Source organism: Arthrobacter sp. TJ-238 (genome assembly GCF_058269215.1).
Genome location: NZ_JBZCNH010000002.1, coordinates 37176 through 51571, shown reverse-complemented (window position 1 = coordinate 51571; position 14396 = coordinate 37176). Strand labels below are relative to the sequence as shown.

The 14396-nt window shown below is 70.7% G+C and carries 12 protein-coding genes, 1 pseudogene and 1 riboswitch; of the genes and pseudogenes, 7 read left to right on the top strand and 6 right to left on the bottom strand.

Annotated features, from left to right (window positions below; all coding sequences use genetic code 11):
* Positions 1–83: 83 nt before the first annotated feature.
* The 3 genes from AC4D2O_RS03590 to AC4D2O_RS03580 form a co-directional block, all read right to left on the bottom strand.
* Complete coding sequence (locus AC4D2O_RS03590; RefSeq protein ID WP_490905235.1) at positions 84–1013, bottom strand: NlpC/P60 family protein; 930 nt, start codon at positions 1011–1013, stop codon at positions 84–86.
* Positions 1014–1038: 25 nt separating this feature from the next.
* Positions 1039–1959, bottom strand: coding sequence for an NlpC/P60 family protein (locus tag AC4D2O_RS03585; protein ID WP_490905234.1), 921 nt, complete (start codon positions 1957–1959; stop codon positions 1039–1041).
* 5 nt (positions 1960–1964) lie between these two features.
* Positions 1965–2117: riboswitch (cyclic di-AMP (ydaO/yuaA leader) on the bottom strand.
* 182 nt (positions 2118–2299) lie between these two features.
* The gene (locus AC4D2O_RS03580; RefSeq protein ID WP_490905233.1) at positions 2300–2998 is read right to left on the bottom strand and encodes an iron-dependent transcriptional repressor DtxR; all 699 of its coding nucleotides are present in this window, start codon (positions 2996–2998) and stop codon (positions 2300–2302) included.
* Positions 2999–3241: 243 nt separating this feature from the next.
* On the opposite strand from AC4D2O_RS03580, the gene serC reads away from it, so the two are divergent.
* Both serC and AC4D2O_RS03570 read left to right on the top strand, forming a co-directional pair.
* The gene (gene serC, locus AC4D2O_RS03575; RefSeq protein ID WP_490905232.1) at positions 3242–4366 is read left to right on the top strand and encodes a phosphoserine transaminase; all 1125 of its coding nucleotides are present in this window, start codon (positions 3242–3244) and stop codon (positions 4364–4366) included.
* A 237-nt stretch (positions 4367–4603) separates the two neighbouring features.
* Positions 4604–4909 (top strand): annotated as a pseudogene (locus AC4D2O_RS03570) (DUF222 domain-containing protein); the annotation flags it as partial.
* A gap of 153 nt (positions 4910–5062) precedes the next feature.
* Here the strand turns inward: AC4D2O_RS03570 and AC4D2O_RS03565 are convergent.
* From AC4D2O_RS03565 to AC4D2O_RS03555, 3 genes are read right to left on the bottom strand one after another with little or no spacing between them, the layout of a single operon-like run.
* The gene (locus AC4D2O_RS03565; RefSeq protein WP_490905231.1) at positions 5063–6340 is read right to left on the bottom strand and encodes an MFS transporter; all 1278 of its coding nucleotides are present in this window, start codon (positions 6338–6340) and stop codon (positions 5063–5065) included.
* Between the two features lie 34 nt (positions 6341–6374).
* On the bottom strand, positions 6375–6926 hold the full coding sequence (locus AC4D2O_RS03560) for a DUF3027 domain-containing protein (RefSeq protein WP_490905230.1): 552 nt from the start codon (positions 6924–6926) through the stop codon (positions 6375–6377).
* A gap of 9 nt (positions 6927–6935) precedes the next feature.
* Positions 6936–7319 carry a cold-shock protein gene (locus AC4D2O_RS03555; protein ID WP_490905229.1) on the bottom strand — a complete coding sequence of 128 codons (384 nt, stop codon included), beginning with the start codon at positions 7317–7319 and terminating at the stop codon, positions 6936–6938.
* A gap of 187 nt (positions 7320–7506) precedes the next feature.
* Here AC4D2O_RS03555 and AC4D2O_RS03550 point away from each other — a divergent pair, with 187 nt between their 5' ends.
* The 5 genes from AC4D2O_RS03550 to AC4D2O_RS03530 all read left to right on the top strand — a co-directional run bounded on the left by AC4D2O_RS03550 (position 7507) and on the right by AC4D2O_RS03530 (position 14337).
* Complete coding sequence (locus AC4D2O_RS03550; RefSeq protein ID WP_490905228.1) at positions 7507–7791, top strand: hypothetical protein; 285 nt, start codon at positions 7507–7509, stop codon at positions 7789–7791.
* Between the two features lie 75 nt (positions 7792–7866).
* Entirely contained in the window at positions 7867–10308 is a 2442-nt protein-coding gene (locus AC4D2O_RS03545; protein WP_490905227.1) for a helicase-associated domain-containing protein, read from the top strand.
* Positions 10301–11983: a DNA repair helicase XPB gene (locus tag AC4D2O_RS03540; protein WP_490905226.1), complete on the top strand. Its 1683-nt coding sequence runs from the start codon at positions 10301–10303 to the stop codon at positions 11981–11983. The genes AC4D2O_RS03545 and AC4D2O_RS03540 overlap by 8 nt, the downstream gene beginning before the upstream one ends.
* Positions 11984–12054: 71 nt before the next feature.
* Positions 12055–12765, top strand: a complete 711-nt coding sequence (locus AC4D2O_RS03535; protein WP_490905225.1) for a response regulator transcription factor — start codon at positions 12055–12057, stop codon at positions 12763–12765.
* Between the two features lie 9 nt (positions 12766–12774).
* Positions 12775–14337, top strand: a complete 1563-nt coding sequence (locus tag AC4D2O_RS03530) for a sensor histidine kinase (protein WP_490905224.1) — start codon at positions 12775–12777, stop codon at positions 14335–14337.
* The last annotated feature ends 59 nt before the right edge of the window (positions 14338–14396 follow it).

The window sequence follows — 14396 nt, the reverse complement described above, 5'->3', positions numbered from 1 at the left end:
GCACTGCAGAATCTGCTACCTGCTCACGCACGGGAGGACCGGCACACCGTGCCGGTCCTCCCGTGATCGTATGCGTCCGCCGATCAGCCGCCGACGCGGATGTAGACGCCGCCCGAGCCGAGTTCGGCGGGGGCGATGACCGTGGAGTTGCCGTTGAATCCACCGTGGACGGCCTGGCCGCCACCGATGTACACCGCGATGTGGGCCATGCCCATGCCGCCGTCGGCGTAGTAGATGAGGTCTCCGGGGATGGCCTCGCCGGCGCTGACGGTGCGCCCCAGGGAGAGGTAGCCTGCCGGCCAGCCGTGGAAGTTGATGCCTGCGGCGGCGAGCGAGTTGCTGGCCAGGCGGGTGCAGTCCTGCGTGACGCCCAGCTGGCCCTTGGCCGCTGCGGCGATCGTCGCGGCGACGCCCGACGACGCGACGGGAGCAGCGGGGGCTGCCGGTGCCGGGGCGACCGGAGCGGCGGCTGCCGCCGGGGCGGCGACGGGTGCCGGAGCCTTCGTGGCCACGGGAGCTGCGGCCTGGACGGCCGCGGGGGCCTCGACGGCGGCGACGGGCGCTGCGGCCACGGGGGCCTCGACGACGGGGGCCTCGACGACGGGCGCTTCGACGACGGGGGCCTCGACGACGGGCGCTTCGACGACGGGGGCCTCGACGACGGGCGCTTCGACGACGGGGGCCTCGACGGCGGGAGCCGGCTCGACGACGGGCTTCGCATTGACCTTGACCGCGGTCCTGTTGAAGGACACGACGGGCCCGGCGGGTGCGACGACGGCCGCGCGGGCCGAGGCGAGGGAGACGCTGGACGCCGCGACGTCGCGCTGGGGCTGGAGGTCGGCCGCGTTGGCGGCGACACCGCTGGACAGGACGAGGCCCGAAGCGGCGACGATGACGGCCGCCTGGCGGCCCATCCCGGTCGCGTTCGAGGTGACTGCTTTGGCGAGTTCGGAGAAGCCGGTGGCGGACCGCGCTTCTGCTCTATGGCGTGCGGGCATGACGGATGAAGGCATGGGGGATAACTCCAGGTGTGTGTTTCTAGCGGACGCGGACGAAGCTGGCGCCGGGCAGGTCGGCCAGGAAGTGGAGGCCGGTGTTCATACCGTTCAGGCCGCCACTGATGACCTGGCCGTTGCCGACGTAGATGGCCACGTGGCCGCCGGTGATCACGAGATCGCCGGGGGCGGGGCTGCTGACGACGTCGCCGAACTGGAAGAACTGGCCCGGGGCGAGATCGCCTACGGACTTGCCGACCGAGCGCAGTGCCTTCTCGACCATGGCGGTGCAGTCCTGGGCGACGCCGATCTGGGCGTACGCCGAGCCGACCAGGCCGGCAGCGACGCCGGAGGACGGGGCGGGAGCAGGAGTGGGCTTGGGAGCGGGAGCGGGAGCCGGTGCGACGGCGGCGGGCGCTGCGGCCGGTGCCACGGGAGCGGGAGCGGGAGCCGGTGCGACGGCGGCGGGCGCTGCGGCCGGTGCCACGGGAGCCGGTGCGGCGACGGGGGCCGGTGCCACGGGAGCCGGTGCGGCGACGGCAGCCACGGCGGGAGCGGCCGGCGCTGCGACCGGAACGACGGCGACGGGCGCTGCGACCGGGGCCGGCGCGGCGGGTGCCTGCTCCTCGACCACGGGAGCGGGCGCCTCGACGACGGGCTCGGGGGCGGCGGTGACCTCGACGGCCACGCGGTCGAAGGAGACCGTGGCGGTGGCGGGGACGGTGACCTCGGCCGAGACGACCCGGCTCACGGTCAACGCCGTGGAGGACGCTACTTCGCGCTCTGCGGGGGTGGCCCCGTGGGCCGGGAGGCCGGCGGTGAGGACGAGGCCCGAAGCGGCGACGATGACGGCTGCCTGGCGGCCGACCGATCCGGCGTTGGAGGTGACTGCAGTGGACAGGTTCGTCAGCGCACTGACGTTCCGGGCCGCACGGTGGCGGCCCAATGAAGAGCTATTGGACACGTTGGATTGCCTCTCCCAACGCCTGCGAGGTGAGCTGTCGGATTCGGATGGGAGTCACCCGGCCGCTGCGTGAAGCAGCGACTTAACCCCAAGGATTTCGGTTACGAAACCCAGAAATTGGTTCCCCCGCCTCTGCCATGCGATGGTGCGGACGGACCTCGAGCAATGGCAGAGCTAGGCGATTTGCAGGAGGGTGCCGGATCTAGAGCGAATTTGGCACGAGATGAAAGCTACCTCACAACCACCCGTTTGTCACGTTACGATCACGAAATGGTGTGTTCTTGGTGACGACGCCGGTTCGGAGGACCTTCTGCACACCCGCGCGGCGGCGGCCGAGTCCTCAGGCGGCGACGGAGACGAACACGTGCGAGGCCACCTCGGGCGGCAGTTCCAGGGCTCCCTCGACCCCCGGGACGCGGACGGACACGTAGTCACCCACGGATTCGAGATTGAGCTGCGCTCCGGGACGGAGGCCGCCCTCGTCGAGCTGCGTGAGCAGTTCAGGATCCACCTGGATCGGCTCGGCGAGGCGCACCAGGGTGACCTGCTTCCCGGGTGCATACGTGCCCATGGCGGACAGCAGGGTCACCACGCCGTCGGTGAACCGCTCGGACTCGATCCCGCCGATGGCCGCGAGTCCGGGGATCGGGTTGCCGTACGGCGATTCGGAGGGCTTGCCGAGGAGCTCGTAGAGCCGCCGCTCCACCCGCTCGCTCATCACGTGCTCCCAGCGGCAGGCCTCGTCGTGGACGTAGGCCCAGTCGAGACCGATGACGTCGCTGAGCAGCCGCTCGGCCAGACGGTGCTTCCTCATGACGCCCGTGGCCCTGTGGCGGCCCAGTTCGGTGAGCTCGAGGTGCCGGTCACCGGAGACGACCACGAGACCGTCACGCTCCATGCGGCCGATGGTCTGGGAGACGGTCGGACCCGAGTGGCGAAGGCGCTCGGCGATGCGCGCGCGGAGGGCGACGATGTTCTCTTCCTCGAGTTCAAGGATGGTCCGCAGGTACATCTCAGTGGTGTCGATGAGGTCCGTCATGCGGTTCAGCTCCTTGGTGCGGTGCGGGTGCGCGGCTGGAATGCCTCACGCCGGTGAGGCAGGCCAAAGCCGCCACGGACTGCTCCGCCCCACGCCCCCCAAGGTTAACCCATGGCGCAACGGCCCCGGCAATCGGGCGGAGCGCGGTCAGGGCGGCTTCCCGCAGCCGGTTAACAAATGGAGGGCCCGGGACCGCTGGGGCAGAATGAGGCCGTACCTGCCGCCCAACAGCTGGAGCATCGCATGAGTGACTCGCCCCGTATTCCCGACCACCTCCTGCCCTCGGACGGCCGTTTCGGCGCGGGCCCGTCGAAGGTCAGGAGCGGCCAGGTGGACGCGCTCGTGGGGGCGGGGCGGTCGCTGCTCGGGACCTCGCACCGGCAGGCTCCTGTCCGGGACCTCGTCGGCCGGGTCCGGACGGGTCTCAGCACGTTCTTCGGCGCCCCCGACGGGTACGAGGTGGTCCTCGGCGTCGGCGGCTCCACCGCGTTCTGGGACGTCGCCACGTTCGGGCTCGTCGAGCGGAAGGCGCAGCACCTGTCTTTCGGCGAGTTCGGCTCGAAGTTCGCCTCCGCGACGACGAAGGCGCCGTTCCTGGAGGCGTCCTCCGTCATCACGTCGGAACCCGGCACACGCCCGGATCCTGTCGCGGAGGCCGGCGTGGACACCTACGCCTGGCCGCAGAACGAGACGTCCACCGGTGTCGCCGCTCCGGTCCGGAGGATCGACGGCGCCGACAACGGCGCACTCGTGGTCGTCGACGCGACCTCCGCAGCAGGCGGGCTCGACGTGGACGTGGCGCAGGCCGATGTCTACTACTTCGCGCCGCAGAAGAACTTCGCGTCCGACGGCGGCCTGTGGCTGGGGCTCTTCTCCCCCGCCGCACTCGAACGCGCCGCGCGGGTCGATGCCGGCGACCGATGGATCCCGGATTTCCTGAACCTCCAGACCGCCATCGACAACTCGCGCCTGAACCAGACCTACAACACGCCGTCGCTGTCCACGCTCGTGACGCTCGATGCCCAGGTGCAGTGGCTCAACGCGCAGGGCGGACTGCCCTTCGCGACCGCACGGACGGCGGATTCGGCGGGGCGCCTGTACCGCTGGGCCGAGGCGTCCGCCGTCGCCCGCCCGTATGTCGCCCGTCCCGAAGACCGCTCGAACGTGATCGTGACCGTGGATTTCGACGACGCCGTGGATGCAGCACGCATCGCCGCGATCCTCCGGGCCAACGGGATCGTCGACGTGGAGCCCTATCGCAAGCTGGGCCGCAACCAGCTCAGGGTCGCCACGTTCGTGGCGATCGAGCCCGACGACGTCTCGGCCCTGATCGCCTGCATCGATCACGTCGTCGAGAATCTGCTCTAGGGCCGGTCGTCCACAGGCCCGCGCTATGGGGACGACATCGCGTGACTACTCCTCCACAGTCACGTCCCGCTCTGCGGAATAGAACATGTGTTCCATGAAATGGAGCCATGGCCGTCGCACCGACCGAACCGCTGACGCGGGCAGGCGGTTCGCTGGGTTCGGCGCGCTCGGCCCTAGCCGACTGTGCGCGCGCCCTGGGCCGTCGGCACCATGTCCTGTCCAGGACCGAGGCCCGCGATCTCGTCGTGGAGGTCGAGAACGTGTCCAGGATCGTCGATCACCTGCAGATCCGCCCTGGCCGCGGTCGTACTGCCCGGCCTGTCCGGCCCCGGCCTCCCGGCAACTGGCGGACACCGCCCACAGGTCATGGTGACGATCGCCCACCAGGATCTCGTCGGCATGACCGAGCAGGCCGGCTCCACCGGGTTCTCGGTACAGGCCAGTGCCCGTACCATCAGGAAGCTCGCCTGCGACGCCGACCTCATCCCGGTGGTCCTGGGCGGAAGCGGCCAGGTGCTGGATCTCGGACGGACCGCGGCGAAACCTGTTCCGGCAGGCAGGGCAGGTCATCGATGCGGACGTCACGCATCGATGACCTGCCCGTTCCGACCGACCCGGACCAGCCGAACCGGTAGGTCCCCGTGGTGGGCGTCGATGATGGATCATCGACGGGCGTGGCGTGCAGCGCCGGAAACCCTACGGCGCGTTGTCGCCGGCTCCGGCTTCGTGGTCGAGACGCAGGCGGCGCGGTGCGGACCGGTCGTAGCGCAGCCGCACCTCGTGATAACGCCACGCCCAGAAGATCCCTGCCGCCGCCGCGATGAGTCCTGAGGCCGCAGCGACCCCGAGGCTCCACCGCGGGCCGAAGGCGTCGGAGACCCAGCCGACCACCGGCGCACCCAGCGGCGTCCCGCCGAGGAAGATGGCGAAGTAGAGGGCCATGACGCGTCCACGCATCAGCGGATCGGTCGTGGTCTGCACGTAGGCGTTGGCGCTCGTCATCAGGGTCAGCGCGAACAGGCCCACCGGCACGAGCGCCAGCCCGAACAGCCAGAGGGTCGGTGCAAGAGCAGCGAGGATGCACGCGAGACCGAAGGCGGCCGACGCCCCGAAGACGAAACGCAGGCGCGGACGGTCCCGCCGCGCGGACAGCAGGGCTCCCGCGACCGATCCGATGGCCATCACGGAGGAGAGGACGCCGAAGACCCCCGCGTCCTGCCCGAACTCCGTGCGCGCCATGGAGGCGATGAAGACGGCGAAGTTCAGGCCGAACGTTCCGACGATGAAGATCGCGAGCAGCACCATCATGAGGTCGGGCCGGTGCCGTACATAGGCGAACCCGGCACGGATCCTGCCCTTGCCCGGCGCCTGCCGCGGCTGCCTGTTCAGCTCGGAACTGCGCATCGCGAGGAGTACGTAGACCATCGCGCCGAAGGTCAGGGCGTTGATCAGGAACACCCACCCGGGCCCGACCGCGGCGGTCAGGAGGCCCGCGATCGCCGGACCGATCAGGCGTGCGCCGTTAAAGGAGGCACTGTTGAGGGCCACGGCGTTGGGCAGGTACTCGTCACGCACGAGTTCGGACACGAAGGCCTGCCGCGCCGGGGCGTCGAAGGCCGAGACGATACCGAGCGCCAGGGCGAAGGCGTAGACGTGCCACAGGACGGCGACGTCGAGCAGGACCAGCACGCCGAGCCCGACGCCGAGGAGCGCCATGCCCACCTGCGTGACGACGAGCAGACGCCGCCGGTCGACGCTGTCGGCGATGAGGCCTGCCCAGGGGGCGATGACGAGCTGCGGCCCCAGCTGAAGGGCCATGACGACCCCGAGGGCCGAGGCGCTCTGCGGCGTCAGGATGTCGTAGACCAGCCAGTCCTGGGCTGTCCGCTGCATCCAGGTGCCGATGTTGGAGATCAGGGCCCCGACGAACCAGAGCCTGTAGTTGTGGATGCCGAGCGAACGGAAGGTACTCATGTTCCTCACCTTCCGCTACGGCGCCACGACGCGGTCACCCGGCGTCGGGGGCTTCCGCGGCGTCGTCGCCCGACGCGGTTTCGTCCGAGGCTGCAACCGACGGCGCCTCGTCGTCCTGGACCTGCGCCACGCCGTCGGCCGGCACCTGCCCGTCCGTCTGGGAGTCCTCGGGACGCACACGCTCGGACCATGGCAGCCACTCGGGCGCGATGAGGGACGCCGCGGAGGGCAGGAGACCCACCTCGCACACCGTCACGTCCTTGCTGCGCGCCACACGGGCGACACTCGCGTACCAGTGCCATCCTCCATAGCCCGGCACGAACGCCTCGAACCGGTGCGTGACGAGCCGTTCGCCTTCGACGACCGCGGACACGTGGCGGCCGACCTGCTCCTCTGGAGCGACCTCGAGGATGCCGAGGCGGGCGCGGTCCACGGCGGACTCGAGCACGACGTCGGACTTGGGGATGCGACGCGATGCCCGGGGCTTGCGCGGCGCCTCACCCGGAGCGGTCGTCGAAGCCTCGACCGACGTCCCGGCATCGGCGGAAGCAGCGGCGTCGGCAGTCTCAAGGTTGCTCGAGGTCATGATCGAAGCCTACGCGTGGAGGTCGTCGGCGACGGCGCGCAGCACGGCCGCGACCTTCGAGGCATGCGCCTTCTCGGGGTAACGGCCCTTGCGGAGTCCGTTGGACACCCCGTCGAGGAGCTTGATGAGGTCCTCGGTGATGACGGCCATGTCATCGGCGCTCTTGCGCGTGGCCTTGACCACCGACGGTGCCTGCTCGAGGATGCGCGCGGAGAGCGCCTGGGGTCCGCGCCGTCCGTCGGCCACGCCGAACTCGAGCTTCGTCCCGACCTTCACCTCGCTCACCCCGGCCGGCAGCGCCGAGGCGTGCAGGAACACCTCCTTGCCGTCGTCGGTGGACAGGAACCCGAAGCCCTTGTCCGCGTCGAACCACTTCACTTTGCCGATGGGCACGTCGTCTACCTCTTCTTAGCTGTACCGGGCGGCGAGCGCCTGCGGTCCTGGCCCCGATCCGTGAGCGCTCGGGTGTCCCGATGCCCGGGCGCACTGCCGCTCGGGCCGGCCGGGGAAGTCTGTACCCCCTAGGATATAGCGTCGCCCGGGGCCGCCGTCGCCGTGGTTCTTGTAGTCTGGGACAGCTATGATCCCCGACGAACCGGCACCGGCCCACTCCACCGACCCCCTGCACGGCGCCGCCGATGACGCACAGGACGAGAGATCCCGCGGCCGGTCGGTCGTGCTGATCCTCGCGGTGGCCTTCGCGGCCGTCGGGCTCGTCTCGCTCGCAGCGATCCTCGCCACCGCCTTTCTCCAGGGGACGGTGTGGCCCGGTTTCGTGCTCGCCACCTACTTCTGCCTGCCGATCGCCTTCCTCCTGATGGCGGCGCTCGTCGTGTGGTCGGTCGTCTCCCGCCGCAGATCCTGACCCCCGTCCCGCGAGGACGGGTGAGGCACGCGGACGGCCGGGCCCGTGTCGGAGGCGGCAGGTACCCTTGAAGGAATGTCCGCCATCCGAGCACTGGCCGAAGACCTGGCCCGCAGGAGCGACGACGACCTGCGCGGCCTGCTCGCCGTCCGGCCCGATCTCATCCTCCCCCCGGTGCCCGACTTCGCCGCGCTCGCGGCACGGGTGTCCACCCGCGCCAGTCTGCAGCGCGCCCTCGAGAACGTGTCCCGACCGCACCTGCAGGTCATCGAGGCGATCGTCGTCCTGAGCGACGACGACGGCGGCCCCGTCCCACGCGAACGCCTCACCAGCGCCTTCGCCGATTCGGATCCAGAAGCCATCGACGCCGTCCTCACGGGCCTCCTCGGGCGTGCCCTGATCGTGGGATCCGCGACGGAGGGCTTCCTGCCCGTCGGCGCGCTGCCCGACGCCGTCGGCCCCTACCCCGCCGGCCTCGGCAGGCCCTTCCGCGCGCTCGCCCGATCGATCCCACGCTTCGGCCAGGCGCTGATCCAGGCCGTCCCGCTCCTCGACCCTGCTGCGGCGGACGACACGATGACGAGCGCGTCCGCCGCGCAGGCCCTCACCCTCCTGACGTCGGACCAGGTGGCTTGGGACCGCGTCCTGGCCGACGCCCCCGAGGCCGCCGCGACCCTCCTCCGCCGGTTGAGGGACGCCCCAGTCGGCTCCACTGCGGCGGGAGGCGACGGCGGCGCCCAGCCTGCCGTGCGCTGGCTGCAGGACCGGTGCCTACTCGCACCGCTGGACGCCCTGCACGTGGAACTGCCACGCAGTGTCGGGATGGCGCTGCGCGGGCACGCGGTCTTCGCGTCCCTCGAGGCCGCACCGCCCACCGCCACGGGAAGCACCACCCGGGCGAGCCTGCGCGACAATGCGGCGTTCGGCGCCATCGCGGAGACACTCCGACTCATGACCGCCCTCCTCGGTTCCGTCGCGTCGACGCCCGTCGCCACCCTGCGGTCCGGGGGCATCGGGGTGCGTGAACTCCGACGCGTCCGCGAGGCGCTGCGCATCGACGACGACACGACGGCCTGGCTGCTGGAACTGGCAGCCGCCGTCGGACTCCTCACCCTCGATCCGGACGACTCGCGCTGGAAGACGTCACGTCTCGACGCCTGGGAGGCCCTGGACCGGGACGCCCAGTGGCTCCTGCTCGTCGAGGGGTGGCTGGCCGTGGACCGCGCACCGGCACTCGTGGGCTCCCGGATGCCCGACGGCACCGCGATCAACGCCCTCGCCGCAGAGGCTTCCCGGCCCGACGCCCCGATGGTGCGCCAGCGGCTGCTGGCCGTCGCCGTCGAACTCTCGGGGGCCGCGAGCGGCGACCCGGCGACCGGCGCGGACCCCGCCACCCCCGGGGAGGACACCGCTGACCGCCCCGCCGCCGTACCGGTCCTCGACGAGTCCTCCGTCGTGGCCCTCGCCTCCTGGCACCAGCCTCGCCTGCACCGACGGTTCGCCCGCCTGCTGCCCGGCATGCTCACCGAAGCCGCGTCCCTCGGGCTGACCGGCAGCGGCGCCCTCACCGGGGCCGGCCGGCTGGTTGCCGAGGGCCGCTTCGAGGATGCCGCGCTCGCCGTGCGCGGCGCCCTGCCCGAGCCGGTCTCCCAGGTGGTGCTGCAGGCGGACCTCACCGCCGTGGCACCCGGGTACCTGCGGCCGGAGGTCGCTCGCGGCCTGCTGCGCATGGCCACGCCCGAGGGCCAGGGACCGGCCACCACCTACCGCTTCTCCGCGGACTCCATCCGTGCCGCGCTCGACGCCGGTGAGGACGCATCGTCGATCCTCGCCTTCCTGCGCTCCTCGTCGATCACCGAGATCCCGCAGGCCCTGGCGTATCTCGTTGAGGACACGGCGTCGCGGTACGGCAGGCTCCGTGTCGGTCGCGCCGGGAGCTATCTCCGCACCGAGGACGACGCCGTGGCCGCCGCTGTGCTGGCCGATCCGCGGGCCGCGGTGCTCGGCGTCGTCCGGATCGCACCGACCGTCCTGGTCTCACCCGCCTCCGCGCCGGAGCTGACCGCACTCCTGCGGGATCTCGGGTTCTCCCCCGCATCGGACGCCGCCGCCGTCGGGCCCTCCCCTGCACCGGGCGATCCGGTCACGGCGGCCCGCGTACCGGCCGAGCAGCTGAGATCACGGCTGAACCCCTGGTCCGTGGCCGAGGAGGAGATCGCCACGCAGGTCGAAGCCCTGCGCTCGGCGAAGCCGGTCGCCGCAGACCCTGCGGGCGGCTCCGACAGCGAGACGCTCCTCGGGCTGGAGACACTGCGTGCGGCCATCCGGTCCCGCAGCCGCATCCGCCTCGGCACCGCCGACAGCGAGGGGAATCACGTACGCCAGGTCCTTGTTCCACTCTCGGTGTCGGGTGGCCGCCTGCGCGTGGTCGATCCCGAGACGCAGGTGGAGAAAGTCGTGTCCGTGCATCGTGTAATGGACGTCGAGATCCTCGAAGGGAGCATCGCAGATGGCTGACGGGCCGTTGATCGTCCAGAGTGACAAGACCATCCTGCTCGAGGTGGACCACGAGCAGGCCACCGAGGCGCGGCATGCGATCGCCGCGTTCGCGGAGCTCGAACGCGCCCCCGAGCACGTGCACAGCTACCGCCTCACGCCGCTGGGCCTGTGGAACGCACGCGCTGCAGGGCTCGACGCCGAGCGCGTCCTCGACACGCTCCTGAAGTACTCGCGCTTCCCGGTGCCGCATGCCCTCCTGATCGACATCGAGGACACCATGTCCCGGTACGGCCGACTCCGCCTCGAGAAGGACCCGCAGCACGGACTCGTGCTGCGCACCACCGACTACCCCGTGCTCGAGGAGGTCCTGCACGCCAAGAAGATCCAGCCGCTGCTCGGCCCGAGGATCGACGGCGAGACCGTCGTCGTCCACTCCTCGCAGCGCGGCCAGCTCAAGCAGCTGCTGCTCAAGCTCGGCTGGCCCGCCGAGGATCTCGCGGGTTACGTGGACGGCACACCGCACCCCATCGTGCTCGACGAGGACGGGTGGGCGCTCCGCCCGTACCAGCAGCTCGCCGTCGAGAACTTCTGGTCGGGCGGCTCCGGCGTCGTCGTCCTGCCCTGCGGCGCAGGGAAGACACTCGTGGGAGCGGCCGCGATGGCGACGAGCCAGACCACCACGCTGATCCTCGTGACCAATACGGTGTCGGCACGGCAGTGGAAGGACGAGCTGCTCAAGCGCACCTCGCTCACCGAGGAGGAGATCGGCGAGTACTCCGGCGCCGTGAAGCAGGTGCGGCCCGTGACCATCGCGACCTATCAGGTCCTCACGACCAAGCGCGGCGGACTCTACCCGCACCTCGAACTGCTCGACGCCAACGACTGGGGCCTGATCGTCTACGACGAGGTCCACCTCCTGCCGGCCCCCATCTTCAAGATGACCGCCGACCTCCAGGCGCGCCGCCGGCTCGGCCTCACGGCCACCCTCGTCCGCGAGGACGGCCGCGAGGACGAGGTGTTCTCGCTGATCGGCCCGAAACGGTACGACGCACCGTGGAAGGACATCGAGGCACAGGGCTACATCGCCCCGGCCGACTGCGTGGAGGTGCGCGTTGACCTGCCGCGCGACGAGCGTGTCGCCTACGCCATGGCCGAGGACGCCGACAAGTACCGCCTGTGCTCGACGTCGGACACGAAGTCGGACGTGGTGGAGAAGCTCGTCGCGGCGCACAAGGACGAGCAGCTCCTCGTCATCGGCCAGTACATCGACCAGCTCGACGACCTCGCGGCACGGCTCGATGCCCCGGTGATCAAGGGTGAGACGACGGTCAAGGAGCGGCAGCGGCTCTTCGACGCCTTCCGGGCGGGCGACGTGCACGTACTCGTGGTGTCGAAGGTCGCGAACTTCTCCATCGACCTGCCCGAGGCATCCGTGGCGATCCAGGTCTCCGGTTCGTTCGGATCACGGCAGGAGGAGGCCCAGCGCCTGGGACGCCTGCTGCGGCCCAAGGCCGACGGCCGCGCCGCCCGCTTCTACACCGTGGTCGCACGGGATACCCTCGATCAGGACTTCGCGGCGAAGCGCCAGCGGTTCCTCGCCGAGCAGGGCTACGCATACCGGACCCTCGATGCCGCATCGATCGGGGACGCGCCCGACAAGGAGCGCGGGGACGCCCCGACCGGGGAGAAGTAGCCCAGCGTCCAGAGAGCAACCCAACAGGAATGGTCCAGCCAATTCACAGGCTACCTGCGGATACTGGTGGGGTGAAGAAATCAGCCCCCGAAGCGAAACTGCTGGTCGTCGACGACGAACCGAACATCCGCGAGCTCCTCTCGACCTCGCTCCGGTTCGCCGGTTTCGACGTCGTCGCCGCGGCGAACGGGCGTGACGCCCTCGCCGCCGCCGAGACGCACAACCCCGATCTCGCCGTACTCGACGTCATGCTCCCCGACATGGACGGCTTCACCGTCACGCGGCGGCTGCGTGCTGCCGGTCGTCACTTCCCCGTGGTCTTCCTGACCGCCCGCGACGACACCGACGACAAGGTCACCGGCCTGACGGTCGGCGGCGACGACTACGTCACGAAGCCGTTCAGCCTCGACGAGGTCGTGGCCCGCATCCGGGCCGTCCTGCGCCGCACACACCCCCTGGAGGACGACGACGCCGTGATCCGCGTCGACGACCTCGAACTCGACGACGATGCCCACGAGGTCCGGCGCGGCGGGGAGACGATCGACCTCTCGCCCACCGAGTTCAAGCTCCTGCGCTACCTCATGATGAACCCGAACCGCGTGCTCTCGAAGGCGCAGATCCTCGACCACGTCTGGGAGTACGACTTCAACGGCGACGCCTCGATCGTCGAGTCCTACATCTCCTACCTGCGCCGGAAGATCGACCGGAACCCCGATGCGGTGGCGCTGATCCAGACCAAGCGCGGCGTGGGTTACCTGCTCCGCACCGCCGACAAGCGGTAGCGCGGCCCCTTGATCAAGCGCTGGAACGCGGCGTCGCTCCGCTCGCAGCTCGTGGCGATCATCATGCTCCTCATGATCGTCACGGTGGGCATCACGGGCCTCGCCACGGTCTCCCTCCTGCGCGACGGCCTGATCGACCGGGTGGACGCCGACCTCCAGAGCAACGCACGCGCCGTCGCCGCCGAGATCTACACCGCCGAACCGCAGGCGGACGGCGCCGTCCTGCGGTACTACGCGGCCGTGCTGGACCGGAACGGCACCAAGCTCGTGGCGAACCAGTCCGATGACGCCGAGGACATCCCTGACCTCGAGGGCATCACGCCGGAACGCATCATCGCCCTCGACGGTGCCGGCTTCGACGTCGCCAGCACCGGCGACGACAGCCAGGGCTGGCGCGTACGGATCTTCCGGTTCGCCAACACCGAGGGCTACCTCGCCATCGCCTCCCGGCTCAACACCGTCAACGAGTCGCTGCAGGAAGCCGGGGAGATCATCTTCACCTCGGGCCTGATCACCACCGCGCTGGCCTCCCTCATCGCCTTCGTCGCCGTGACCCGGCAGTTCGCACCCCTCGCCCGGGTGGAGCGCACCGCTGCCGCCATCGCCGCAGGCGATCTCTCCCGCCGCGTCGCCGTCGAGCGTCCCTCCACCGAGATCGGCCGACTGTCCCGGTCCCTCAACGCGATGCTGGCGCACATCGAGCGTGCGTTCGCCGCCCGGACGACGTCGGAGACCAAGATGCGACGCTTCGTCGCGGACGCGTCCCACGAGCTGAGGACACCGCTCGTCACCATCCGCGGCTACTCGGAGCTCTACCGGCACGGCGCCCTGCAGAAGGAGGAGGACGTCGCCGCTGCCATGAAGCGCATCGAGAGCGAGGCGATCCGCATGGGCCAACTGGTCGAGGACCTCCTGACCCTCGCGAGGATCGACGAGCAGCGCCCCCTCGAGGTGAAGCCCGTGGACCTCATGGTGCTCGGCCACGACGCCGCGTTCGACGCCCGCGCCACGGCGCCCGATCGGACCATCACCGTCATCGGGCTCGACGGCGGCCACCCGCGCTCCGCGCCCACCAGGGGTGACGAGGCCCGCCTGCGCCAGGTGGTCGCGAACCTCATGACCAATGCCCTCCGCTACACGCCCGAGGGCTCGCCGATCGAGCTCGCGGTCGGCGTCGCACCCGTGCTCCACGGCCACAGCGACGCCGTGCTGGAGGTGCGGGACCACGGCCCCGGGATCTCCGAGGACGACGCCGCCAAGGTCTTCGAGCGCTTCTACCGCGCCGACACGTCCCGTCATCGGGAGACGGGTGGCACAGGGCTCGGCCTCGCGATCGTGGCGGCGCTGGTCGCGCAGCACGACGGCTCCGTACGGCTGGAGGAGACCCCCGGCGGTGGGGCGACGCTGTCGATCCGCCTGCCGTATGCGCCCGGCGAGGGTCAGGGCGACGACGCCGATCCCTCGGATCAGTCCGCCCCGCGCGAGGGGGAACACGCCTACTCGAACGGGGCCACTCCTCCGCAGGCGCCGTCCGCGAAGCCGGTTGTCCACAAACCCCGCGAGGACCGCTGATCGCTCTCCGCCGTGCCCTAGCGTCGGGGCATCATGCAAGCGCGAGGACAGGGAGCACA